Below are 22,743 nucleotides of genomic sequence, written 5' to 3'. Positions count from 1 at the left end.
CGCTCAGAGAAGCGAATATTCACCACGTGAAGATGGCCGTTTCTGTGTCAACTTGGCCCGCACTTGGCCATTCGGCCAAGTGCGGTGGATGGATTTGGCATCGACGTGATCGGGCGGCTCATCTCCGTCGACCCGGTCTGGCGTGGGGTCGCGGTCAGAGTGGGCTGTTCACATCCAACACGCGAGAATATTTCTGCACATGGATCGCGCGATTGTCGGAGGCGCTGACTAAGATGGGAGTCATGGCAGAGTTTGCTTCTGATCGCCGGACCGGCCGGGTGATGCTCGGCACGGTCCGAGTTGCGCGTGGGTGGACGCAGGGTGCGTTGTCCGAAGCCACGGGGATCTCGCAAGCGGTGCTGTCGAAGGCGGAATCCGGGCTGGTGGAGTTGGACCCCGACCGCCTGGAGAAGCTGAGCGGTGTGCTGCGTGTTCCACCGGTGCTGCTGACGGTCCCGGTGGATGAGGGAGCGGCGCCGTATGTGTTCCATCGCAAGCGCTCCACGTTGCCCCTGTCGGTGGCGAACCGGTTGCGGGCAGAACTGGAATTGCTGCACTTGCAAGTGACGGGGCTCGTCGCGGGAGACACGCCGGTGCGGCTGGTGCGGCACCCGCTTCCGCCCGATGGCTTCGATACTCCGGAGGAGATCGCGCAGGAGGTGCGTGCGTCGATCGGTATCGCGTCCGGTCCGCTGGAAGACCTCGTGCGCTCGCTGGAGGATGCCGGGGTTGTGGTGGTGAAGCGATCGTTGGGGTCGGAGCGGATCGATGCGATGGTGAGCTGGCCGGAAGGACAGCGACCAGTGGTGCTGCTGGGAGATCACATTCCGCCGGATCGGCAGCGGTTCTCGCTGGCGCATGAGCTTGCGCACGCGGTGATGCATCAGGTGCCGTCGGAGACGCAGGAGTCTGAGGCGGATCGGTTCGCGGCGGAGTTCTTGATGCCGGCGCAGGATGTGCGCATGGATCTGGCGGCGGCACCGGTGACGATCCCGGGCTTGGCACGGTTGAAGTCGAAGTGGCGGGTGTCGATCGCGGCGCTGCTGCGGCGTGCGGTGGATCTGGATGTGATCAGCGAGGGCCGTTACCGGCAGTTGAACATCGAGCTCTCCCGCGCCGGATATCGGAGCGTAGAGCCGGTAGCGATCGCCGAGGAACATCCTGGTCTGATCGACCGGGTGGTGCAGCAGCGGCTGAATGAGGGTGAGAGCGTCGCAGAGCTCGCGCGCGACGCGTTCCTGGTTCAGGACGAGTTCGAAGACCTTTACGTGAGGAGCGCAGCATGACCGATCGGGCCAACATCGAGGTGGTCGACAGCTCTCTGGTTTCGCGGACGACGCGTGAGTCGCTCGCCGGTGCCACGCTGGTCGAGCGCACTTTGGGCGGGCGAGTGTTCACGATGGCTGGCGGTGAGACGATGCAGACCGCCCCGCACGTGAACATGGAACACGGCGGCATGGTGTTGTCGGGGCCGACGGCTCTTCAGACCGCCTGGCGCCTGCGGGCGCGGCATCAGGATTTGGTTTTCCTTATCGAGCCGACTTCGGTGCTCGCTCCGGCGACGGCCGAGCGCCCGTTGATTATCGATGAACCGGTGGATGCGCTCATCGCGCCCACGGTGGAGGAGACTCTCCAGGCGCAGCGCGATGCAGGCGCGGCGGTCGCGGTGATCCCAGCGGGGTTTGTGGACGTCGCAGACCCGGGGGCGCTTAAGGCGGTCCTCGCGGCTGCGGACAATATCGACCGCGACGACGTGATCCTCCCGTTGGCCGTCCATCAGAAGTGGTCGACGCCGGATCACATCTCGCAGTTGATCGCGGTCGCCGCGCGGAGCCGTCATCCGGTGGCGTTGGCGCTGGGAGCGAAGGCGGGTGATCCTCTGAATCTCAAGGGGGCGCCGGAGTCGTATCGCCGGTTCTTCGGCGAGGTGAAGGGTGCGGTGCCGTGGCGGGCGGACTTCGCTGGCATCGATGCGTTCGCGTCCGGCGCTCGCGCGGCCGTGATCGGGCAGATCCCGAGCCTGCGGCGCCTGCCGGTGCCGGGCAGCCGACCGTACTCGAGTCGCCCTGGTGATCGCACGCCGCACGTGCTGATGCCGGAGCTGATGCGATTCGCCCGGTCCAGCGAGATGCACCTGAAGTGGTTCGCCAGCGCGACTCCGTGGCCGTGCCCGTGTCGCCACTGTGAGGGACGCGCGGTGGACTCGTTCACCGGCTCCGATGAGGATCGGCTCCGGGCTCACCTGCACAATCTGGCCGCGCTGGACGAGATCGCAGGTATCGTCACCTCGATGGGGACCTCTCAAGTGGCACGGTGGTGGAATCAGCGTCTGGCGGAGGCTGAAGCGGAGCATGTTCGGCTCGCCCAGCACACGGGTGTCATGATCTCGATGCCGCCGACACTTGCCCGGTGGCGGTCGCTGAGCTGAGCGCCTGGCCGTAGATGCGCTCAGCGAACAGCCAGGAGGCGCCAGTGAACCGGGCGGGCTGGAAGGGCGCCGACGCGGCGACGGTCCGCTCGCCGTTGGCGTCGGCCACCGTAACGCCGACACCGTAGAAGGTTGCTTCGAGCAACAATATCTCGTCGAGCCGTCCAGAGGGGACGACGAGTCGACGACGCCCGTAGGGGGCGAATGTCGTCGCCAACTGCAGGGTGCTGCGACGGAACGGGCCGAACACCGATATCAGCCGCACCGTCACGGGAGGCTCCGCTCTTCGGATGAGAGTGGACTGGCTGCGGGCGACGGCGCGCTCTTCGGCGAACCCGCAGCGGACGGCTCGCCGAGCCAGGCGCCGCTCGTACGCATCGAGGCCCGCGAGGGCGGTGGGCTGATCGACGGGGAGCGTCAGCAGGAACCGCAGAGTGTCCAGGTCTTGTACAGACCCCGCCGCGTTTGTGGCGCGGCGGCGCTGGATCTCCGGGAGGTGAAGCTCGAGGTCGACGTGGACGCGATGGGCACCGGTTTGCCAACTCACCCCGGACGTCCCGGCGACGGTCGTGGAGGGGCTAGCTGTCATAGGGGCCTCCGATGCCCAGGGTGTCAGTCACCTCGGACGTGAGTTGAGATGCCGCCTGCCATACGAGATGGTCGCGACGCTGGTAGGCGAGGGTGCGTTCTCCCTCGAGATGGCCCACGACCTCGATGAGGCCGGCGCGTTTGAGTCGTGCGAGCATGCCGTGCACGATGCTCCCGGCCAGGCCCGTGGCCCGTTCGATGGCGGGAGCGTTGAACGTTGCGTCCGGTGCCTGCGAGATCTGCCACATCACGGAAAGCATGTGCTCGCTGCCGAAGACCGCCTTCGACAGCTCGGCCGCGCGGGCAAGGGTTGGCACCTACCCAGTCTAGATCAAATTCAAGATTCATGAAACATGGAGAACGCACCAGTGTGTGCTCTGGACGCCGCACCTTGCGAATTCGGCAGCGGTGGCACGTGGTGGCGCGACGCACGTCGAACACGTCGCTCACCGGTCGTCGCGACCGAGCTGTGGGTCGATCCGGGGCGCCGTGGGTTAGCTGGCGGCTCGATGCTGCGGGATCTCGGGCGCAGCTTCGGCGTACTCGCGGGCGGCGCGCATGTAGGGGTTGTCGCGGACCTGGTACAGCGTGGTCTTCTCCCCGGGCACACGGCCCAGGTACTCGATGAAATGCCTGGACTTCAGCCTCTTGATGAGCGGGTGGATGATCCCGCCGGGCAGTCCGGTGGCGTCGATGATCTGCTTCGGGGAGAACGGTTCATCGCCGTGCCGGGTGATCTCGACCAGCACGGTGTGCATGTAGCTGTTCCCGAAGAGCGCTTTGGAGTCTTCGGGGGCAATCGGGTGGATCGCCGTCATGCTCCGAGTGTCTCATATGCGTCGGACGCCGCCGACTGGTCGGCGGAGGTTTGTTGTGTATCTGACAGGCGCAACATCGAGCTTGGTAGTGAATGTGACATTTACTAGTGATTAGCTGTTTAGTGATTTAGTACAAAGCTGCTCATGTAGGGATTTTTCTAAAATGTCCATTTCGCAGATGAAGTGTCCACGTGGTGTCCATATGGACATTTCGGTCGGGTGGTTCGGGTGATCTCTCCTGCAGCAAGGGGATAGCTGCTGGGCGGGAGACGTAATTCACGCACAGGCGGCCGGTTCGAGGCGGTAGGTCTCACGCGATGCCACAAACAAATCTGAGCATGGACACCACGATTTCCTCAGTACTCCGGAATACCCTAGGGGGGTAGGGGTGTTAGGGTGGGTGTCGCCGATTCTGGCGCATCACCGACGGAAGGAAACCATCATGGCCACCAGCGAGTACCAGGTCACCGGCATGACGTGCGGACACTGCGAGATGTCCATCCGTGAAGAGGTCTCCCAGATCCCCGGCGTGGACGAGATCCAGGTGAGCGCCCAGACCGGCAAGCTCGTCGTGTCTTCCACCAGTGCTCTGGATGACGCCGCCGTGCTGGCCGCGGTCGACGAGGCTGGTTACTCCGCGGTGCGCGCCTGATGAACGCTGCGGGACGACTCAGCCTGTATGGCGCCGGCGTCGTCGTGGCTTTCGGCGGGGCGTTCGGCATCGCGGCAGCTGTCGTCCCGGACAGCGCCGTCGCCAACTGGACGGCCGCGGCTGACGACAGCTCGATGGCCGATCACGCCGGCATGACCGGCGAGGACACCGCCGAGACCGCCACCATCCCCGGCGTCTCCCTCTCCGGTTACGGATACGAACTCAGCCCGATCGCCGCGCCCACCGGAACGGGCGAGTCAGGCGAGTTGAGCTTCCAGATCCTCGACGCTGACGGGACTGCGCTGACCGCGTACGAGTCCTCGCATGAGAAGGACCTGCACCTGATCGTGGTGCGCACCGATGGAACCCAGTTCCGGCACGTGCACCCCACGCTCGACGAGGCCACCGGCACCTGGACGACCTCCTGGGAGTGGACCGAAGCCGGCAGCTACCGGATCTATGCCGACTTCGTGCCGGACGTCGCCGACGGCCCCGACAAGGTCACCCTGACCCGCACGGTCGACGTCGCGGGCGCGTTCACCCCGAACCCGGCGACCGCCACGTCGACGACAAGCGAGGTCGACGGGTACACGGTCACCCTCGATGGGGACCTGACCGCGGGGGAGAGCTCCGAGCTAACCTTGTCGGTCACCCGTGACGGGCAGCCAGTCACCACCCTGCAGCCGTACCTTGGGGCCTTCGGGCACCTCGTCGCGCTGCGCGATGGGGACCTGGCCTACCTGCACGTGCACGCCGAAGGCGACGACCCGCAGGACGGCGACACCGCCGGACCCGACATCCGATTCGCGGCCGAGGCGCCTACCACCGGCCGGTACCTGCTCTACCTCGACTTCCAGGTCGACGGGCAGGTCCACACCGCCGAGTTCGTCGTGGACGCCGGGCACGGCACCGGCGACACGGACACGGACGACACACACAGCGACACGGGCGACGGTCACTGACCGCCCCGCGGTGATCTGAGAGAAGAAGGAACACCATGAGCACCACAGCCCCCGCAGAACAGACCGCGGACTCCGCCGTCGAACTCCAGATCGGCGGGATGACCTGCGCCTCCTGCGCGATGCGGATCGAGAAAAAGCTGAACAAGCTCGACGGCGTCGCCGCCACGGTCAACTACGCCACCGAGAAGGCGAAGGTCACCATCCCCGCCGGATACGACCCGGCCCTGCTGATCGCCGAGGTCGAGAAGACCGGCTACAGCGCGGCGCTTCCGGCCCCGAAGAAGGCCAAGAACGACACCGCCGAGGGCGGGGACGCGGACGATGCCGACCCGGAGCTGACCAGCCTCCGCAATCGGCTCATCGTCTCCATCGTCCTGAGCGTCCCGGTCATCGCGATGGCGATGGTCCCCGCCCTGCAGTTCACCTACTGGCAGTGGGCGTCGTTGGCGCTGGCGGCGCCGGTCATCGTGTGGGCGGCGTTCCCGTTCCACAAGGCGGCGTGGGCGAACCTCAAGCACGGCACCGCGACGATGGACACGCTCATCTCGATGGGCACGACCGCCGCGTTCCTGTGGTCGCTGTACGCGCTGTTCTTCGGCACCGCCGGCACCCCCGGGATGACGCACCCGTTCGAGCTCACCCTCGCCCCCTCGGAAGGAGCCGCGAACATCTACCTCGAAGTCGCCGCCGGGGTGACGATGTTCATCCTCGCCGGCCGCTACTTCGAGAAGCGGTCCAAGCGTCAGGCCGGCGCCGCGCTGCGCGCGCTGCTCGAGCTCGGCGCGAAGGAAGTATCCGTGCTGCGCGACGGGGTGGAGACGAAGATCCCGGTCGAGGACCTGCAGGCGGGGGACGAGTTCATCGTCCGCCCGGGCGAGAAGATCGCCACCGACGGTGTCGTGGTTTCCGGCACGTCCGCCGTGGACGCCTCCATGCTCACCGGCGAATCCGTCCCGGTCGAGGTCGCCGAAGGCGACCCCGTCACCGGAGCCACGGTGAACGCCGGCGGACGCTTGGTAGTTCGCGCCACTCGGGTCGGCTCGGACACGCAGCTGGCGCAGATGGCCAAGCTCGTCGAGGACGCCCAGACCGGAAAGGCTGAGGTGCAGCGCCTGGCCGACAAGATCTCCGGCGTGTTCGTCCCGATTGCGATCCTCATCGCCGTCGTCGCGATGGGGGCATGGTTGGGTGCCGGGTTCCCTGTCGCTGCCGCGTTCACCGCCGCCGTCGCCGTGCTGGTCATCGCGTGCCCGTGCGCCCTGGGTCTTGCCACGCCGACCGCGCTGCTGGTCGGCACCGGCCGCGGCGCGCAGATGGGCATCCTGATCAAGGGCCCGGAAGTGCTGGAATCCACCCGCAAGGTCGACACCGTCGTGCTCGATAAGACCGGCACCGTCACCACCGGCAAGATGACCCTGGTCAACGTCGTCACCGAGCCGGGCACCGATGCGGACGAGCTACTCCGCCTCGCCGGTGCACTCGAAGACGCCTCCGAGCACCCCATCGCGCAGGCGATCGCGAAGGGCGCCACCCAGCAGACCGGCACCCTCCCCACCGTGGAAGGGTTCACGAACCTGGAAGGCAAGGGCGTGCAGGGTGTCGTCGACGGACACGCACTCATCGTCGGCCGGGAATCGCTGCTGGCCGAGTGGTCGCTGCGCCTGAGCGCCGAGGTTGCCGCCGCGAAGGCGCAGGCCGAAAGCGAAGGCAAGACCGTCGTCGCCGTCGGATGGGATGGTGCCGCTCGCGGCATCCTCATCGTCGCCGACACCGTCAAGCCGACCAGCAAGGAGGCCATCGCCCAGCTCAAGGCACTCGGCCTGACTCCGGTGCTGCTCACCGGCGACAACGAGGCGGTCGCCCGCCAGATCGCCGCCGAGGTCGGTATCGACCAGGTCATCGCCGAAGTCCTCCCGAAGGACAAGGTCGATGTCGTCACCCGCCTCCAAGGCGAGGGAAAGGTCGTCGCGATGGTCGGAGACGGTGTCAACGACGCCCCCGCGCTCGCGCAGGCCGACCTCGGCTTGGCGATGGGAACCGGCACCGACGTCGCGATCGAGGCCTCGGACATCACCCTGGTCCGCGGCGACCTGCGCAGCGCCGCTGACGCGATCCGGCTGTCCCGCAAGACCCTCGGCACTATCAAGACCAACCTGTTCTGGGCCTTCGCCTACAACACGGCCGCGATCCCGGTCGCAGCCCTCGGTCTCCTCAACCCGATGCTCGCCGGTGCCGCCATGGCACTGTCCAGCGTGTTCGTCGTGGGCAACAGCCTGCGTCTGCGCGGATTCAAGAGCATCGCCCGCTGACCGGGCAACCCGGCAGCACCTACCACCCACATCGGAAGGAACACCACCCATGTCCAGCTGTTGCAGCACCAGCGCCCCCGCCCCCGGCGGCCGTGAGAACCTCCTCGACGCCGCCGGTGGCGCCGACATGACCACCTGCCCCGTGATGGAGGGCACCCCGGTCAACAAGGCCACCGCCGTGGCGGCCGGCCTGTTCCGCGACTACGAGGGCGAGCGGTACTACTTCTGCTGCGCCGGCTGCGGTCCCGCGTTCGACGCGGACCCGGCCCGCTACGCCGCCGCCATGGCCTGAGCCTCACTCCCGGTGCCCACACACCCCGTGCGGGCACCGGGAGACCGGACCCTTCATGACCTCCACCATCGCGGCCGCCCGCGAACCGGGCTACATCACCGACCCCCGCACCTACCGGAACCGGCTGCGCCGTCTGGAAGGGCAGATTCGCGGGCTCACCGGGATGATCGAGCAGGAACGCCCCTGCATCGATACCCTCACCCAGATCTCCGCCACCCAACGCGCGCTCCAGGGTGTCGGTCTCGCCCTGCTGACGGACTACCTGCGCCACGCGCACGCCACCGGCACCCTCACCGACGACACCGTCCTTGATGCCGCCTCGACCGCGATCACCCAGCTGATCCGGTCCTGACCCTGCCCTCCTCGCAGCGCCGCGACCCCCGTACCCCGGAAGCGAACTGCACCTCATGCCCACCCACCATGTCCTCATCCTCGGGGCAGGAGCAGCCGGCGTCGCCGCCGCAACAGCCCTCGCCCGCCACGAGGACATCCACGTCACCCTGGTCGGCAGAACCCACGAGACCCCGTACATCCGGATGCACATCACCGGCGTCGCGTTCGGTCCCACCTTGCCCGAGACCATCCACGCGCCGCTCCCGCCCGTCACCGTGCTGGCAGACACCGCCACCCACCTCGACCCGATCAGCCGCATCGTGCACCTCGCCTCCGGCGCACAGTTGCGCTACGACGCGGTCATCATCGCCACCGGCAGCCGCCCGGACACCCTCACCCCGGGCCTGCCCGGGCGGCACACTCCCGCTGCACGGCACCAGGTCGTCACCCTGCACAGCATCCAGGACGCCCAACAGATCCGAGAACACCTCACCCGCACCGCCGGGCCGTCCCGGGTCGCGATCTACGGCGGCGGATTCACCGGCGCGGAGACCGCGTCCGCACTCCACGCCGCCGGACATCACGTCGCCCTCATCAGCCGCTCCCGCATCCCCGGGCGGGCCTCCTTCGGCGCGCAGATCGCCGCCCACATCACCGGCATCCATCGCGGCAAAATCACCACATTCCTGGGCCGCACGATCACCGCCGTCCGTGACAGGAGCCCGCTGCTGGGGATCACCCTGGATGACACCACCACGCTCTCCGCCGACCTGCTCATCACCGCCCTCGGCAACGCCCCCACCGCACCGGGACCGTTCTCTTCCGGGGTGCCTGTCGATGACCGGCTGCGGAGCACTGCCCCGCACGTGTACGCGGCCGGCAGCACCGCCATACACCGCGACGACCACCTCGGGATCTGGCGCCTGGATCACTGGGCCGACGCGGCCGCGCAAGGACAGCACGCCGCCGCCGCGGTGCTCCACGACCGCACCGGCGCCGCCGACCCGGGACCCTACCGTCCTCGTAGCTCCTACACGTCACTGATCCACGGCACCGCCATCACCGGCATCGGGTACACCATGACGCCCGCCACCGAAGGACAGGGCCCAGGACCCGGCACCCTCGTCACGCACACGCTCAACGGTGCTCTGGTGGGGGTGAGCGGTGTCGACGCGGTCGCCACCGTCCACGAAACCGCCCAGCACCTGCACGAGAGCGCCGCATGACCGCCGCCACCCCTGTGACCCCGGCCACTCGTGCCCGCGGCGGGTTCTGTCTCGCCGTGACCGGCACCGTCGTGCTAATGGCGGCCGCGTCGGCGCCTTCCCCGTTCTACCCGCAACTCACCGAGCAGCTCCAGCTGCCCCCGGTGGCCACCACTCTTATCTTCGCGATCTACGCCATCCCGCTGCTGCTCGCACTGCTGACGCTCGGGTCGCTTTCTGACCGGGTCGGGCGTCGCGGCATCCTCACCGTCGGATCGGTGGCCCTGTCGGTGAGCCTGCTGATGTTCTGGGCCGCCGATTCCTTCCTGCTGCTGCTCGCCGCCCGCGCCCTGCAAGGCCTGGCGGCGGGACTGCTGGTCCCGGTTCTGAACGCCATGATGGTCGACCACGAACCCTCCCGCTGGCTGGGGGCGGCCGCGCTGGCCAACACCGTGGCCCCCATGGCCGGTCTCGGGCTCGGGGCGCTCACCGCCGCTGGACTGCTGGACCTACCCGGCATCGACGCGGGCACCATCTTTCTGCTCCTCGCCGCGGTGTTCCCTCTCCTCGCCGCCACCGCCTGGACCATTCCCACCCCACCCGTCCTTCCCGGGGACGCGGGACCGGACCCACGGGCCCGGCGGGTCTCGGCGGCGACGCGGCGGCGGATCATCGTCTCGGTCGCCCCCGCCATCATCGCCGGGTGGGTCACCAACGGTCTGTTCCTCGCCCTGGGACCGGGGATCATCGCCACCCGGTTCCACGCCGACACCTACCTGCACCAGGCCGGGTCCATCATCATCCTCGCCGCGGCCGGGGTGGTCGCCGCCACCGCACTGCAGGGGGCCACCGCCCGGCGGATCAGCGTGTTCGGGGCCGTGTCTCTCGGCGCAGGCACCGTGCTCAGCCTCGCCGCGCTGGCCGTGCCAACTCTGCCCGGGTACCTCGCCAGTGTCGCGGTCGTGGGTGCCGGGTTCGGGACTGCCTTCATGGGCGCGATGCGCACCCTGCTGCCGCACGTCGACCCCGGGCAGCGCGCCACCGTTATGGCCGTGATCTACACGATCTCCTACCTCGCGATGTCCGTCCCCGTCGTGCTGGCCGGCTTCCTCGTCCCCGCTCTCACCCTCCCTGGAGCCGCGGCCGTGTTGGGGGGAGTGGTGGTGCTGCTCAGCATCACCGCCACCCTCACCCACCTGCGCACCCCCACGGAGCTCACACCGCCCGCCACGCAACATCGACCGAAAGGGACCCGCCGACCATGACCGCCCCCGCGCCCCGCCGTTCCCCCCACCTCACCCGGCGACGCTTCCTCGCCCTCGGCGCCACCGCCGCCGCGGTTGGAGCTCTGGCCGCCTGCACCCCCACCCCCGCCTGGGTCAGCCCGACGGGAGCGGCCGTCGACCGCACCGAACGGGGCCGTGGCGGCACCGGCCGCGTGGTCACCGCGACGCTGACGGCGGCGGCGGCGACCCTCGATCTGGCAGGAACACCCGCGTCCACGTTCTCCTACGGCAGCATCCCCGGGCCTGTCCTGCGCGTCCAGGCAGGAGACACCCTGCAGGCCACCCTGCGCAACACCCTCCCCGTCGACACGTCCGTGCACTGGCACGGCCTGGCACTCCGCAACGACATGGACGGCGTCCCCCCACTCACCCAGACCGCGACCCGCCCCGGCGAGTCGTTCCAATACGAGTTCATCGCCCCCGACCCCGGTACGCACTGGTTCCACCCGCACGTCGGCGCCCAGCTGGACACCGGCCTATACGGGGTGCTCATCGTCGAAGACCCGAATGAGCCGCTGCGCTACGACGACGAATGGGTCATCGTCCTCGACGACTGGCTGGACGGGGTCACCGCCACCCCCGACGCGGTGCTCGAGCAGCTGCGAGAAGGAATGGGCGACATGGGCGGGCACGGCGACATGTTCATGCGGATGGGGAACATGCTGATGGGCGCCGACTCCGACCTACTCGGCGGCGACGCCGGCGACGTGTACTACCCGCACTACCTGATCAACGGCAAACCCGCCGCCGACCCCGCCCAATTCACCGGCACGCCCGGCACGCGGGTACGGATCCGGCTGATCAACGCCGGCGGCGACACCGCGTTCCGCGTCGCCATCGGCGGGCACCGGCTGACCGTCACCCACACCGACGGGTTCCCCGTCGACCCGGTCGCTGCCGATAGCGTCCTGGTGGGAATGGGGGAACGCTACGACGTGATCGTCACCCTGGGCGACGGTGCGTTCCCCCTGGTGGCGGAGGCCGAAGGCAAGCGGGAACGCGGCTTCGCCATCATCCGCACCGGCAGCGGACAGGCGCCCACCCCGGACGCGGACATCGCCGAACTGGGCGAAGGCCGCGTCGTCGCGGTGGCGAGCATGCTCTTCGCCGCACCCGAGGTCACCCTCGACCGTCGTGACGTGGACCGCACCCTCGACCTCACCCTCACCGGCAGCATGGCCAATTACGACTGGGGGTTCAACGGCACCCAGTTCGACATGCACAACCCGTTGCGCGGCGCGCACGCACTGGTCGCGGGGGAACGGGTGCGGCTGCGGGTGACGAACGACACCGACATGTGGCACCCCTTCCACCTGCACGGCCACACCTATCAGCACGCCGGTGGCGGCCCCCGCAAAGACACCTCCATCGTGCTGCCGAACCAAACCCTCGACCTCGAGTTCGACGCCGACAACCCCGGCCAATGGATGACCCACTGCCACAACATCTACCACGGCGAAGCCGGGATGATGACCGTGCTCGCCTACCGCCCCTGAGCACCAGCAGTCCAGGGAATACACGCCACACCCCACCTGTTGTCATACCCGTACAGGGTATAGCCTGGAGGGGTTCGGACGCAGACAAACGAGGCAGCGACGACGGCTGCCGCCCCGGACCCACATCACGGAGAGCAACGGATATGAGCCACGACCATCACCACGAAGCACCCGCCGGCACCCCCGCCGATGACATCGTCACCTGCCCGGTGATGCCCGGCAGCACCGTCAGCAAGAGCACCGCGGAAGCCCAAGGCCTCTACCGGGACTACGACGGGCAGCGGTACTGGTTCTGCTGCTCCGCCTGCGGCCCCCTCTTCGACGCCGACCCCGCCAAGTACGCCACGGCCGCCTAACCGACCACAGGCCGGGGATACCGGTCACCAGCCCCCACATTCGCGAGACGCAAGGAGCAACATTGTCACCCCAGAAGGTCCTCATCCTGGGAGCCGGCGCCGCCGGCGCGGCCGCGGCGCGCGTTCTTCACGGTTCCGGCACGGTGAGCGTCACCCTCGTCGACCGCACCGGACAGGCCCCGTACAACCGCACCCTGGTCAACAAGGGGGTCGCGATCGGGCTGCTCACCCCGGAACAGGTCGTCACCCCCGGGGTGGAGGTCATAAGTGACACCGCGGTCGAGGTCGACCCACAGGGAAAGACCGTGCGGCTCGCATCCGGCCGGATCGAACCGTACGACGCGCTCCTCCTCGCCACCGGCAGCACCCCCCGCTTGCTGCCGGACACGCTGCCCGGCCTGACCGCCGCCACGGAGGCAGGACGGGTCACCACCCTGCACTCCCTGGAAGACGCGGTCGCCGTCCGCGACCTCCTGGGCACGCTTGGCCGCCCCGCGCAGATCGTCATCTCCGGTGCCGGTCTGGTCGCGGCCGAGACCGCCACGCTGCTCCGCGACCGTGGACATCAGGTCACCCTCCTCGCCCGCGCGACCACCCCCGGGGTCAGCGTGTTCGGCGCCGGCGCCGCGGAGCGCCTCGCCGCCGCGCACCGGGAGCACGTGGACGTCGCGTTCGGCCGCACCCTCACCGCCGTCACTGACACCGGCACACAGCTCGAGCTCGCCTTGGACGACACCACACAGCTGACGGCGGATCTGCTGATCATCGCCCACGGAACCACCCCGACCGGCCCCGCCCCTTGGGAAGACGGGGTCATCGTGGACGGGAAGCTGCGCACCGCCACCCCCGGCGTCTACAGCGCCGGCGGGGTCGCCGCACACTATGACACCACCCTGGGCGCCTGGCGCATCGATCACTGGTCGGACGCGGCCGCGCAGGGTGAACATGCCGCACGCACCATGCTCGCCGACCTCGGCGCCGGCACCCACCCGGGCGACTACCAGCCCCGCGCCCCCTTCACGGCAACCGTGCACGGCATGATGGTCGCCGGTGCCGGGATCACCGGGGGTCACACCTCCGCACGCATCGACACTACCGACCCGCTCCTGGTCGTCCACGAGCATGACGGTGTCCCCGTCGGGGTGCTCGGGCTGGACGCCGTGCCCGCGGTGTTCGGGTGGATGCCGAACCTTCATACTCCTGCCGCGACCGATCCGCAGGACCTCGCCTCCGCGGGAACCGCGACGGCAGACTCACACCAACGCTAGGCACAGGGAAGTGAACCGATGACTGACCCGCACGCACACCACACCGACCACCCCACCGGCAAGGCCGCCACCGCCACCGGGGGAGACACCCGCCACGGCGACCACACCCCCGAGCCGCCCACCCAGCACGACACCCACACCGGCCACGGCACGCAGGCCAGCCACGGGGACCACGCAGGTCACGATGGTGGTGGCCACGGCGGCGGGCACGGTGGGCACGGGGATCACGTCGGCCAGTTCCGGCGACTGTTCTGGATCAACCTGATCATCGCCGTCCCGGTCGTGGCGTTCTCCCCGATGTTCGCGATGATCCTCGGCTACACCGTCCCCGACTGGGCACTGTTCATCGCCCCCGTCCTCGGCACCGTCATGTACGCGTGGGGCGGGTGGCCGTTCCTGACCGGTGCGGTCAGCGAACTCCGCTCCCGCAAACCCGGCATGATGCTGCTGATCGGTCTGGCCATCACGGTCGCGTTCTTCGCGTCCTGGGGCGCCACCCTGGGCCTGCTGCACCACGAGCTGGAGTTCTGGTGGGAGCTGGCGCTGCTGATCGTGATCATGCTGCTCGGTCACTGGATCGAGATGCGCTCCCTCGCCCAGACCAGCTCCGCGCTGGACACCCTCGCGGCGCTGCTCCCGGATGAGGCAGAGCGCGTCGAAGGGGACCAGATCGTCAAGGTCTCACCCGCCGACCTGCAGGTCGGGGACGTGGTGGTGGTCCGCCCCGGCGGCAGCGTCCCCGCCGACGGGAAGATCGTCGACGGCCGCGCCGACATGGACGAGTCCATGGTCACCGGTGAATCCCGCCCCGTCGCCCGCGGCACTGGCGACCCCGTTACCGCGGGCACCGTCGCCACAGACTCCGGCCTTCGCGTGGAGGTCACCGCCACGGGGGATGAGACCACCCTCGCGGGTATTCAGCGGCTGGTCACGGAGGCACAGAACTCGTCCTCTCGGGCGCAGCGGATCGCCGACAAGGCGGCGGCGCTGCTGTTCTGGTTCGCGCTGGGCGCCGCCGCGATCACCGCGGTGGTGTGGACTGTCGTCGGCAATCCCGATGCGGCGGTCGTGCGCACCATCACCGTGCTGGTCATCGCCTGCCCGCACGCGCTGGGCCTGGCGATCCCGCTGGTGGTGTCCATCGCCACTGAGCGCGCCGCCCGTGGCGGGGTGTTGGTGAAGGACCGGCTCGCGCTCGAGAGCATGCGCACCGTCGACACCGTGCTGTTCGACAAGACCGGCACCCTCACCAAGGGCGAGCCCACCGTCTCCGCCGTGGAACCGGTCGGTGACCTGGACGCTGACCAGGTGCTCGCGATCGCCGCGGCGGCCGAGGCCGACAGTGAGCACCCGCTCGCTAGGGCCATCGTTCGCGCCGCGAAGGACAAGAACCTGACCCTGCCGAAGGCGACCGGGTTTTCCTCTTCCCCGGCGGTCGGTGTCACCGCGACCGTCGACGGTGCGGAGATCCGTGTCGGCGGTCCCCGTCTGCTCGAGGACGTCGGTGCCAGCGAGGTCGACACGGCGGACGCGTGGCGTAGCGAGGGCGCGATCATCCTGCACGTGACCCGGGACGGAAAAGTCATCGGCGGGCTCAAGCTCGCCGACGAGATCCGCCCCGAGTCCCGTGAAGCCGTCGATGCCCTGCACAAGCTGGGTGTCCAGGTGGTCATGATCACCGGCGACGCCGAAGCCGTCGCGAACGCCGTCGGCGCCGAGCTGGGCATCGACCGGGTCTTCGCGCACGTGCGCCCGGAGGACAAGTCCAGCAAGGTCGCCGAGCTGCAGAAGGAGGGCCGCAAGGTCGCGATGGTGGGCGACGGCGTCAACGACGCCCCCGCCCTCGCGCAGGCCGACGTCGGCATCGCGATCGGCGCCGGCACCGACGTCGCGATCGCGTCCGCCGGGGTCATCCTCGCGAGCTCCGACCCGCGCAGTGTGCTGTCGGTGATCCAGCTGTCGCGTGCGGCGTACCGGAAGATGAAGCAGAATCTGTGGTGGGCTGCCGGGTACAACCTGATCTCCGTGCCGCTCGCCGCCGGCGTGCTCGCCCCCATCGGGTTCGTCCTGCCGATGTCGATCGGTGCGATCCTGATGTCCCTGTCCACCGTCGTGGTCGCCCTGAACGCGCAGCTGCTGCGCCGCATCGACCTCAGCCCCGAAGCCAGCACCCGCGCAGCGCTGGACAGCTAAACCCGAAGGAACCCGGCCATGACCACACCCGCACCCGACACCGCTCACGCCCCCCACGGGTACATCACCGACAAAGACCGATACCTGAACCGGCTCAAGCGGATCGAAGGTCAAGCGCGGGGCATCTCGAAGATGGTCGATGAAGAGAAGTACTGCATCGACATCCTCACCCAGATCAGCGCTCTGACCAGCGCCCTGCAGGCCGTGGCCGTCGGGCTGCTTGACGACCACCTGAAACACTGCGTGCTCGACGCGGCGCGCATGGAGGGTGACCAGGCGGAGCAGAAGATCAAGGAAGCCAGCGACGCGATCGCCCGTCTGGTCCGGTCCTAACCGGACCAGACGGGCGATCCCACGCTGCTGCGTCCACGTCCCCGGTAAGGGGACACTCGGTGCCTTGGCCGAGCGGTCAGGCAACGGCCTGCAAAGCCGTCTAGACGGGTTCGACTCCCGTAGGCACCTCGCATACGGCCCGTCGCGTGCCCGGCGGGCTATCCGGGCAGAATCGTGATGCCGCTGGTCTCGTCGACGATCACGATGCGGCCCGCGGCGTCCATACCGACCGCCTGCACCCGGCCGTCCACGCGACCTGCCGGCTCCCAGCTCGCGGCACCGGCTCCGGTCACCCAAATCTGCCCATCGGTGCCGACACCGACCACCTGAGTCCGGTCGGCCGCAGCCCCCAACGTGTACAGCAGCGGCGCTTCGGGCCACGCCGCGAAGGACGCACCGCCGTCCGTGCTGATCTGCACACCCTCTTCGGTGGCCGCGATCACCCGTCCGCGACCGTCGACGGCGAGACTGGCCGCTACCAGATCCGCACCGGTAGGTTCCCAGGTCAGCCCGGCGTCGTCGCTGCGGATCACGTCGCTGACGTCCGTGGCGATGGCGTACACCGTGTCATCGGCGCCGGCGGCGAGGGCGTGGAAGTCTTTCTCCCCACCGAACACCACCGACTCCCAACTCACCCCTGCGTCGGTGCTGCGCATCACGCCCAGGTTCGGTGCCCCCCACTCGGCGGGGCTTCCGGGGCCGGGGTGACCGGACGCGATCAGTGTCTGCGAAGTGGCGGTGAGTCCCATCGCGTCGAAGCTGTCCGTGCTGACCCGGCCACCCCACTCCCCGGTGTCGGTGACCTCGTAGATGCCTTCATGCGTTCCCAGGAGAAGCTGGTCAGTGTCCGGGGCGACGACCACCGCGTGGACATGGCTCGGTACCCCGGTGCGCCCGTCCCCAGCCGGCGGCGACGTCGGAGTGTCCGCGCACCCCGCCAGCATCAGGAGGGCGGAAGCAGCGGCGCCCGCCGCCAGTGTCTTCGTATGGACGTGCATACGCGTACCTCCGCGTTCGAAGAGTGGGGGCACCGCGCATGGCAGCGGCGCCCCCACTCGACGGATCGGGCTCAGAGCTGGCCGAGCAGATCCTGCATGGTCTCGATCTCCGCGGACTGTGTATCGACCACGGCTTGCGCGAGCGCCAACGCGTCCGCGTTCTTCCCGTTGGCGAGTTCGGTCTCGGCCATCTCGATCGCCCCCTGGTGGTGGGCGATCATCTGCTCCAGGAACAGGGGTGCCGCCTCGGCCCCGGACGCCGACTCCAGCGCCGCCATGTCCTCGTCAGACATCATCCCGCCGCCGTGCTCCATCTCACCCATGTCCATGTCGTCACTGGACACGCCCCACTCGGCGAGCCATCCCTGCATCGTCTCGATCTCCGGCTGCTGGGCGTCCTTGATCTGCTGAGCCAGATCCAGCACCCGCTGATCAACGTCGCTCTTGGCGAGGATCATGTCGCTCATCTCGACGGCCTGCTCGTGATGCGGGATCATCATCATCGCGAACATCGAATCCGCCATGTTGAAGTCCGCCTCCGCCGATTCCGACGGGGCCGACGACGACCCACCATGATCCATTCCAGGCATGCTGCCTCCGTTGTCCGCGCAGCCGGCCAGGAACAGCACCGCTGCCAGCGGTACGGCCGCGACCGCTGCCAAACGCATCTTCTTGTTCATCATCAGTCCTCTCAAACACTCGTGAAACCCGCGTACGGGCAATGAACCTCACCCCCGCCCCAGAGGGCAGGGACAGTGCGTGTCACGTTCGGCTGATCGACAGCTCCAGGAGTGAGGGAGGCCGGTCCGGGGCCGGCCGGCACCGCGTCACCGGCGGACGCAATGCATGCCGCTCCCACACAGACGACCATGCGGCGCGGGGGACCAGCAGCACGAGGGCGGCTGCCAGCAACGCCAGCACGCACATCATCATCAGAACGTCATGGCCCCCGCTCGGGCTGCACGACGCGCACGCCTCCGCATCCTCATCGCCGGTCGCGGGCGCCGACGAGTGGTGAGGTGCCCCGCCCGGCATCTCGACATTCTCCGAGGTCGTAGGGGCGGTGTGTCCCGAGGAGATCGTGTGCATCCCCATCAACCCGACGATGACCGCTGCAGCGAAGCACACGGCAACCAGCCACCGCACCGGGTGCGGCAGCCGCAGGCGCAACGCGGACAGGCCGATCATCCCGTCCAGCCTACCGTCCGTACCATACCCCCGCACCGTAACCCAAGGGGGTCGCCGGCATCCGGAACAGCGACGTAACGTAACCCCCTCACCGATTCAAAGGAGAAGGCCGTGACCGTCACCGCCCAAATGTTCGACACCCACCCCCGAGCCAACGACATCGCCAACCGAGACGCGCTCCTGGCCTGTATCGACGCGTGCCTCGAGTGCGGCCAGGCTTGTACGACCTGCGCCGACGCCTGTCTCAGCGAGGAGATGGTCGCCGATCTGACCACCTGCATCCGTCTGAACCAGGATTGCGCCGACCTCTGCGACACCACCGCGCGCCTGCTCTCTCGCCACACCGGCACGGACACCACCGTGCTTCGTGCCGCGCTGGAGGCGTTGCGCGCAGCGTGCGCCGCATGCGCCGCCGAGTGCGACACCCACGCGGACATGCACGAGCACTGCCGGGTCTGCGCCGACGCCTGCCGCCGCTGTGAACAGGCCTGCACTAACCTGCTCGCGACGCTCTGACACCCTTCCTCCGCCGACCGCTACCGCGGCGCTGGGGGGCCCGGCTCAGCGGTGGCGGACAAGGGCTGGCTCGTCCTCGGTGAGGTGCGCGGTCTCGATCTGGAAGGTCGAGTGCTGAATCGACACCGGGAAGTGACCGGCCACGCATTCGCGTACCTCGTGCAACACCTCCGCGGCATGCCCGTCGGTGAAGCACTCATCCTCGACCACCACATGCGCGGTCAGGGTGGGCAGGCCAGTGGCGACCGTCGATGCGTGCAGGTCGTGCACGTCGGTGACGTGTTCGAGCTCAAGGATGTGCCGGCGTACCTCGTCCAAGTCGAGCCCGGCAGGGGTGAACTCCATGAGCACCCGGGTGGTGTCGCGCATCAAAATGATCGCGCGCGGCACGATCAGTCCCGCGATCAGGAGCCCTGCAATCGCGTCGGCCTGCTGGAACCCGGTCGTGGCGATCACAATCGCGGCCACGATCACCCCGAGCGAGCCGAGTGCATCGTTGATCACCTCCAGGAACGCTGCCCGCATATTGAAGTTCGCGCCGCGGCTCGAGGAGAGGATCACGATCGCGATCACATTCGCCGCGAGGCCGACGATGCCGAACACGAGCATCTCTCCCGCGGCGACCTCCGGCGGCTCGAACAGGCGTCGGATACCTTCGACGGCGGCGTAAGTGCCCACCACCAGCAGCAGTGCGGCCTGCCCGAGTGCGGCGATCACCTCGATGCGTCGGAATCCCCAGGTCCGCTTCGGATTAGCCGGCCACAGCATCAGCGTCGCCGCGATCAGCGCGACCAGCAGACCGGACGCGTCGGTGATCGCGTGTGCGGTGTCCGTCAGCAGCGCCAGGCTGCCGGTGACGATGGAACCGATCGCCTGCGCGATCACGATCGTCGCCGTCAGGCCGAACGCGATCCACAGTCGTGCTCGGTGATCCCCGGGCGCTCCTGCCTCGGTAGTCGGTGCACCGTGGTTGTGACCCGCACCCATGTCCCACTCCTTACTTGGTCAGTGACCAATTTCCTTGATCGGTGACCAAGATACTACAGTGTTGGTCACTGACCAAGCTCGGAGGAGAGACCTGTGGCCGACCGACTATCCCGCCGCGACGTCATCCACGCCGCCTTGGCCCTGCTCGATCGCGGCGGGGCGGACGCCATCACCCTCCGTGGGATCGCCCGACATCTCGACGTTCACCTCAACTCGGTGTCGCTGCAGGTGGGGAGCAAAGCGCGCCTCTTCGACCTGATGGCAGACGCCATTCTCGGCGAGCTCTCCTTCGACGACCTCCCACACCCGCCGATCGACCGGGTCAAAGAGATCTTCCGCCGCTACCGCCAGGTCCTTCTGAACCACCGCGACGGCGCACATCTCGTCTCGGGTACGAGGGTCTCCGAAACCAACACCCTGCGGCTAGGGGAGGCGGTGATTGCCGCGCTGCTCGATGCCGGCGTCGACCCCGACCTCGCCGTCACCACCTTCTGGAGCCTCAACTACCTCGTGGTCGGACTCGTCCACGAAGAACAGACCACCCCCGAGGACGGCGCCCACCGCTTCGAGCAGGAACTCGCCGCACATTCGTTCCCCGCACTCACCAGCGTCCGCGATCTCTTCCTCGACGACAACGCCGCCGCACACCTTGAATTCGGCATGGACGCGCTCCTGCACCGCGCCCGCCACCTCGACTGAGCATCATCGTCAGCGGCGAGCCATCCCTCCATATGGAAGAATCTGCGTATGAATGCAGATAACGTGACATGCGGCCGCGACCCCGACAGCCTCTACGTAGAGCTCGCCGTCGAGGTCTTCGCGATGCTCGCTGACGCCACCCGCGTGCGGATCATCCTCGCGCTCGAGGGAGCCGGGGAGTTGTCCGTGAACCACATCGCCGACATCGTCGACAAGTCACCCGCCGCCGTCTCCCAGCATCTCGCCAAGCTGCGCCTGGCCCGTATGGTCACCACCCGACAAGACGGCACCCGCGTGTTCTACGCCCTCGCCGACGAACACGCGCGCCAGCTGGTCACGGACGCGATCTTCCAAGCCGAGCACTCCCTCGGTGGCGCCGCCCCGCACCACCACGCCGGAGCCGACGCCAGCCGCCCTGTGGCGCCATGATCACCGTCTTACGCAACGGCACCTACCGGGCGCTGTTCTTCGCCCAGGTCATCGCCCTTGTCGGCACCGGCCTGCTCACCGTTGCCCTCGGACTGCTCGCGTTCGAGATCGCCGGAGATGCCGCCGGATCGGTGCTCGGCACCGCGTTGACGATCAAGATGGTCGCCTACGTCGGCGTCGCACCCCTGGTTGCAGCGCTCGTGGACAGGCTCCCCAAGAAGGCCGTTCTGGTCGGCGCCGACGCCGTTCGACTCGCGATCGCGTTCACCCTGCCCTTCGTCCAGGACACCTGGCAGATCTACGTGCTCGTGTTCGTGCTGCAGTCCGCGTCCGCGACCTTCACCCCCGCCTTCCAATCACTCATCCCGAGCGTGCTGCCCGACCCCCAGCAGTACACTCGTGCCCTCGCGCTGTCACGCCTCGCCTACGATCTCGACTCGATCCTCAGCCCCGTCATCGCCGCAGCCCTACTTGCCGTGATCAGCTACAACAACCTGTTCGTGGGCACCGCCGTCGGCTTCGCCGCCTCCGCCACCCTCGTCCTCATCGCCCGCCTTCCCGCACACGTACCCGATGCGTCCACCGGCACGTTCTGGGAGCGGCTGCCAACCGGGCTGCGCGTGTTCGCCCGCACGCCCAGCCTCCGCTTCCTGATGGCCGCCAACGTGGTCGTCGCGGCCGGCACCGCTATCGTCCTGGTCAACTCCGTCGTCTACACCAAAGGCGTGTTCGACCTGGATGACACCGCCCTCGCCCTCGCCCTCGGCGCGTATGGGGTCGGTTCCCTGATCATTGCCCTCAACGTCCCGTGGATCGTCGACCGCATCGGTGTCTTGTGCGCCATGAGCATCGGTGCCTGGACGCTTGTTTCGGGTCTGATCGCGGCCATCGCGATGACGATTATCGCCACGACCACGGGAGAGGGCTGGTGGATGCTGCTTGCCACCTGGGCGTTGCTCGGTGCCAGTACCTCGCTGATTAACACCCCTTCGTCACGGCTTCTAGCCGACGCGTCCACCCCCGCTAACCGCAACCTGGTATACACCGCACAATTCGCACTTTCGCACGGCTGCTTTCTGGTTAGCTACCCGATCGCGGGCTGGCTCGGTGTCATTGGACTGCCCATCGCGGCTAGCGCGCTGCTCGGATTCGCCATCGTCGGCGTTACCGCCTTGGCTGTGCTGTACAAACCAGCAGGTACCGTCGTCACCACTCTGTAAACGATGAGCTGCGAGCACATGTTTCTGGCGGGTGTCGTCAGCTCGAACCGCGATGGACAACTCGAGGAGTAGACACACGCGTTGGACGCGGACACTTTAGCCGCGATTCCTCGGTCTCGTCGAGTCGTCGTGGACATCTCTGAGCGGTTCCTACAATAGGTGTTGTAGGGATCTTTCTGAAATGTCC

The 22,743-nt window shown here is 68.1% G+C and carries 25 protein-coding genes and 1 tRNA gene; 19 read left to right on the top strand and 7 right to left on the bottom strand.

What is annotated here, in order from left to right:
- The first annotated feature begins 212 nt into the window (after positions 1-212).
- Complete coding sequence (locus tag B4F19_RS00140; protein WP_228179189.1) at positions 213-1,286, top strand: helix-turn-helix domain-containing protein; 1,074 nt, start codon at positions 213-215, stop codon at positions 1,284-1,286.
- Positions 1,283-2,428: a hypothetical protein gene (locus B4F19_RS00135; RefSeq protein WP_138174616.1), complete on the top strand. Its 1,146-nt coding sequence runs from the start codon at positions 1,283-1,285 to the stop codon at positions 2,426-2,428. Before B4F19_RS00140 ends, B4F19_RS00135 begins: the two co-directional genes overlap by 4 nt.
- Here the strand turns inward: B4F19_RS00135 and B4F19_RS00130 are convergent.
- From B4F19_RS00130 to B4F19_RS00120, 3 genes are all read right to left on the bottom strand, one after another.
- The gene (locus tag B4F19_RS00130; RefSeq protein ID WP_171024261.1) at positions 2,379-3,017 is read right to left on the bottom strand and encodes a hypothetical protein; all 639 of its coding nucleotides are present in this window, start codon (positions 3,015-3,017) and stop codon (positions 2,379-2,381) included. The two genes, B4F19_RS00135 and B4F19_RS00130, sit on opposite strands and share 50 nt — an antisense overlap.
- On the bottom strand, positions 3,007-3,333 hold the full coding sequence (locus tag B4F19_RS00125) for a MarR family transcriptional regulator (RefSeq protein ID WP_138174612.1): 327 nt from the start codon (positions 3,331-3,333) through the stop codon (positions 3,007-3,009). Before B4F19_RS00125 ends, B4F19_RS00130 begins: the two co-directional genes overlap by 11 nt.
- Positions 3,334-3,510: 177 nt before the next feature.
- The gene (locus B4F19_RS00120; protein WP_138174610.1) at positions 3,511-3,834 is read right to left on the bottom strand and encodes a hypothetical protein; all 324 of its coding nucleotides are present in this window, start codon (positions 3,832-3,834) and stop codon (positions 3,511-3,513) included.
- A 442-nt stretch (positions 3,835-4,276) separates the two neighbouring features.
- On the opposite strand from B4F19_RS00120, the gene B4F19_RS00115 reads away from it, so the two are divergent.
- From B4F19_RS00115 to B4F19_RS00055, 13 genes are all read left to right on the top strand, one after another.
- Complete coding sequence (locus B4F19_RS00115; RefSeq protein ID WP_067119704.1) at positions 4,277-4,486, top strand: heavy-metal-associated domain-containing protein; 210 nt, start codon at positions 4,277-4,279, stop codon at positions 4,484-4,486.
- Entirely contained in the window at positions 4,486-5,448 is a 963-nt protein-coding gene (locus B4F19_RS00110; protein WP_067119702.1) for a heavy metal-binding domain-containing protein, read from the top strand. The genes B4F19_RS00115 and B4F19_RS00110 overlap by 1 nt, the downstream gene beginning before the upstream one ends.
- Positions 5,449-5,483: 35 nt before the next feature.
- The gene (locus B4F19_RS00105; protein WP_067119698.1) at positions 5,484-7,757 is read left to right on the top strand and encodes a heavy metal translocating P-type ATPase; all 2,274 of its coding nucleotides are present in this window, start codon (positions 5,484-5,486) and stop codon (positions 7,755-7,757) included.
- A gap of 49 nt (positions 7,758-7,806) precedes the next feature.
- Complete coding sequence (locus B4F19_RS00100; protein WP_067119694.1) at positions 7,807-8,049, top strand: YHS domain-containing protein; 243 nt, start codon at positions 7,807-7,809, stop codon at positions 8,047-8,049.
- 55 nt (positions 8,050-8,104) lie between these two features.
- Positions 8,105-8,401: a metal-sensitive transcriptional regulator gene (locus tag B4F19_RS00095; RefSeq protein ID WP_067119691.1), complete on the top strand. Its 297-nt coding sequence runs from the start codon at positions 8,105-8,107 to the stop codon at positions 8,399-8,401.
- Between the two features lie 55 nt (positions 8,402-8,456).
- Positions 8,457-9,608: an FAD-dependent oxidoreductase gene (locus B4F19_RS00090; protein ID WP_067119688.1), complete on the top strand. Its 1,152-nt coding sequence runs from the start codon at positions 8,457-8,459 to the stop codon at positions 9,606-9,608.
- Positions 9,605-10,852: an MFS transporter gene (locus B4F19_RS00085; RefSeq protein WP_184214646.1), complete on the top strand. Its 1,248-nt coding sequence runs from the start codon at positions 9,605-9,607 to the stop codon at positions 10,850-10,852. The genes B4F19_RS00090 and B4F19_RS00085 overlap by 4 nt, the downstream gene beginning before the upstream one ends.
- Positions 10,849-12,369: a multicopper oxidase family protein gene (locus B4F19_RS00080; RefSeq protein WP_101305190.1), complete on the top strand. Its 1,521-nt coding sequence runs from the start codon at positions 10,849-10,851 to the stop codon at positions 12,367-12,369. Before B4F19_RS00085 ends, B4F19_RS00080 begins: the two co-directional genes overlap by 4 nt.
- A gap of 143 nt (positions 12,370-12,512) precedes the next feature.
- Positions 12,513-12,725: a YHS domain-containing protein gene (locus B4F19_RS00075; RefSeq protein WP_067121084.1), complete on the top strand. Its 213-nt coding sequence runs from the start codon at positions 12,513-12,515 to the stop codon at positions 12,723-12,725.
- 62 nt (positions 12,726-12,787) lie between these two features.
- Positions 12,788-13,993 (top strand): FAD-dependent oxidoreductase, encoded by a 1,206-nt coding sequence (locus tag B4F19_RS00070; RefSeq protein WP_067121082.1) that lies wholly within the window; start codon positions 12,788-12,790, stop codon positions 13,991-13,993.
- Between the two features lie 18 nt (positions 13,994-14,011).
- Positions 14,012-16,186 (top strand): heavy metal translocating P-type ATPase, encoded by a 2,175-nt coding sequence (locus B4F19_RS00065; RefSeq protein WP_067121080.1) that lies wholly within the window; start codon positions 14,012-14,014, stop codon positions 16,184-16,186.
- Positions 16,187-16,204: 18 nt separating this feature from the next.
- Positions 16,205-16,519, top strand: a complete 315-nt coding sequence (locus tag B4F19_RS00060) for a metal-sensitive transcriptional regulator (RefSeq protein ID WP_067121078.1) — start codon at positions 16,205-16,207, stop codon at positions 16,517-16,519.
- 58 nt (positions 16,520-16,577) lie between these two features.
- Positions 16,578-16,648, top strand: a tRNA-Cys gene (locus B4F19_RS00055).
- Between the two features lie 29 nt (positions 16,649-16,677).
- On the opposite strand, the gene B4F19_RS00050 is transcribed toward B4F19_RS00055, so the two are convergent.
- The 3 genes from B4F19_RS00050 to B4F19_RS00040 form a co-directional block, all read right to left on the bottom strand.
- Positions 16,678-17,517 carry a F510_1955 family glycosylhydrolase gene (locus B4F19_RS00050; protein WP_082914452.1) on the bottom strand — a complete coding sequence of 280 codons (840 nt, stop codon included), beginning with the start codon at positions 17,515-17,517 and terminating at the stop codon, positions 16,678-16,680.
- A gap of 71 nt (positions 17,518-17,588) precedes the next feature.
- Positions 17,589-18,200 carry a DUF305 domain-containing protein gene (locus B4F19_RS00045; protein WP_067121076.1) on the bottom strand — a complete coding sequence of 204 codons (612 nt, stop codon included), beginning with the start codon at positions 18,198-18,200 and terminating at the stop codon, positions 17,589-17,591.
- A 79-nt stretch (positions 18,201-18,279) separates the two neighbouring features.
- Positions 18,280-18,705: a DUF6153 family protein gene (locus tag B4F19_RS00040; RefSeq protein ID WP_067121074.1), complete on the bottom strand. Its 426-nt coding sequence runs from the start codon at positions 18,703-18,705 to the stop codon at positions 18,280-18,282.
- Positions 18,706-18,834: 129 nt separating this feature from the next.
- Here B4F19_RS00040 and B4F19_RS00035 point away from each other — a divergent pair, with 129 nt between their 5' ends.
- The gene (locus tag B4F19_RS00035) at positions 18,835-19,221 is read left to right on the top strand and encodes a four-helix bundle copper-binding protein (RefSeq protein WP_067121088.1); all 387 of its coding nucleotides are present in this window, start codon (positions 18,835-18,837) and stop codon (positions 19,219-19,221) included.
- A gap of 45 nt (positions 19,222-19,266) precedes the next feature.
- Here B4F19_RS00035 and B4F19_RS00030 read toward each other — a convergent pair whose 3' ends face one another.
- Entirely contained in the window at positions 19,267-20,208 is a 942-nt protein-coding gene (locus B4F19_RS00030) for a cation diffusion facilitator family transporter (protein ID WP_292732121.1), read from the bottom strand.
- A gap of 93 nt (positions 20,209-20,301) precedes the next feature.
- On the opposite strand from B4F19_RS00030, the gene B4F19_RS00025 reads away from it, so the two are divergent.
- From B4F19_RS00025 to B4F19_RS00015, 3 genes are read left to right on the top strand one after another with little or no spacing between them, the layout of a single operon-like run.
- Complete coding sequence (locus tag B4F19_RS00025; protein WP_067121071.1) at positions 20,302-20,907, top strand: TetR/AcrR family transcriptional regulator C-terminal domain-containing protein; 606 nt, start codon at positions 20,302-20,304, stop codon at positions 20,905-20,907.
- Positions 20,908-20,955: 48 nt separating this feature from the next.
- Positions 20,956-21,336, top strand: coding sequence for an ArsR/SmtB family transcription factor (locus B4F19_RS00020; RefSeq protein WP_067121069.1), 381 nt, complete (start codon positions 20,956-20,958; stop codon positions 21,334-21,336).
- Positions 21,333-22,556 carry an MFS transporter gene (locus tag B4F19_RS00015; RefSeq protein ID WP_101305188.1) on the top strand — a complete coding sequence of 408 codons (1,224 nt, stop codon included), beginning with the start codon at positions 21,333-21,335 and terminating at the stop codon, positions 22,554-22,556. The genes B4F19_RS00020 and B4F19_RS00015 overlap by 4 nt, the downstream gene beginning before the upstream one ends.
- Positions 22,557-22,743 lie beyond the last annotated feature (187 nt).

The organism is Microbacterium sp. UBA1097, assembly GCF_002313585.1.
In the GTDB taxonomy this organism is placed as follows: domain Bacteria; phylum Actinomycetota; class Actinomycetes; order Actinomycetales; family Microbacteriaceae; genus Microbacterium.
This window is presented reverse-complemented; position numbering and strand designations above follow the sequence as displayed.

Coding starts and splice junctions, on each gene's coding strand:
- B4F19_RS00085 (WP_184214646.1), top strand. CDS start 9,605: ATGACCGCCGCCACCCCTGTGACCCCGGCCACTCGTGCCCGCGGCGGG.
- B4F19_RS00035 (WP_067121088.1), top strand. CDS start 18,835: ATGTTCGACACCCACCCCCGAGCCAACGACATCGCCAACCGAGACGCG.
- B4F19_RS00105 (WP_067119698.1), top strand. CDS start 5,484: ATGAGCACCACAGCCCCCGCAGAACAGACCGCGGACTCCGCCGTCGAA.
- B4F19_RS00115 (WP_067119704.1), top strand. CDS start 4,277: ATGGCCACCAGCGAGTACCAGGTCACCGGCATGACGTGCGGACACTGC.
- B4F19_RS00060 (WP_067121078.1), top strand. CDS start 16,205: ATGACCACACCCGCACCCGACACCGCTCACGCCCCCCACGGGTACATC.
- B4F19_RS00110 (WP_067119702.1), top strand. CDS start 4,486: ATGAACGCTGCGGGACGACTCAGCCTGTATGGCGCCGGCGTCGTCGTG.
- B4F19_RS00120 (WP_138174610.1), bottom strand. CDS start 3,834: ATGACGGCGATCCACCCGATTGCCCCCGAAGACTCCAAAGCGCTCTTC.
- B4F19_RS00030 (WP_292732121.1), bottom strand. CDS start 20,208: ATGGGTGCGGGTCACAACCACGGTGCACCGACTACCGAGGCAGGAGCG.
- B4F19_RS00095 (WP_067119691.1), top strand. CDS start 8,105: ATGACCTCCACCATCGCGGCCGCCCGCGAACCGGGCTACATCACCGAC.
- B4F19_RS00075 (WP_067121084.1), top strand. CDS start 12,513: ATGAGCCACGACCATCACCACGAAGCACCCGCCGGCACCCCCGCCGAT.
- B4F19_RS00130 (WP_171024261.1), bottom strand. CDS start 3,017: ATGACAGCTAGCCCCTCCACGACCGTCGCCGGGACGTCCGGGGTGAGT.
- B4F19_RS00100 (WP_067119694.1), top strand. CDS start 7,807: ATGTCCAGCTGTTGCAGCACCAGCGCCCCCGCCCCCGGCGGCCGTGAG.
- B4F19_RS00050 (WP_082914452.1), bottom strand. CDS start 17,517: ATGCACGTCCATACGAAGACACTGGCGGCGGGCGCCGCTGCTTCCGCC.
- B4F19_RS00080 (WP_101305190.1), top strand. CDS start 10,849: ATGACCGCCCCCGCGCCCCGCCGTTCCCCCCACCTCACCCGGCGACGC.
- B4F19_RS00065 (WP_067121080.1), top strand. CDS start 14,012: ATGACTGACCCGCACGCACACCACACCGACCACCCCACCGGCAAGGCC.
- B4F19_RS00020 (WP_067121069.1), top strand. CDS start 20,956: ATGAATGCAGATAACGTGACATGCGGCCGCGACCCCGACAGCCTCTAC.
- B4F19_RS00135 (WP_138174616.1), top strand. CDS start 1,283: ATGACCGATCGGGCCAACATCGAGGTGGTCGACAGCTCTCTGGTTTCG.
- B4F19_RS00015 (WP_101305188.1), top strand. CDS start 21,333: ATGATCACCGTCTTACGCAACGGCACCTACCGGGCGCTGTTCTTCGCC.
- B4F19_RS00090 (WP_067119688.1), top strand. CDS start 8,457: ATGCCCACCCACCATGTCCTCATCCTCGGGGCAGGAGCAGCCGGCGTC.
- B4F19_RS00040 (WP_067121074.1), bottom strand. CDS start 18,705: ATGATCGGCCTGTCCGCGTTGCGCCTGCGGCTGCCGCACCCGGTGCGG.
- B4F19_RS00045 (WP_067121076.1), bottom strand. CDS start 18,200: ATGATGAACAAGAAGATGCGTTTGGCAGCGGTCGCGGCCGTACCGCTG.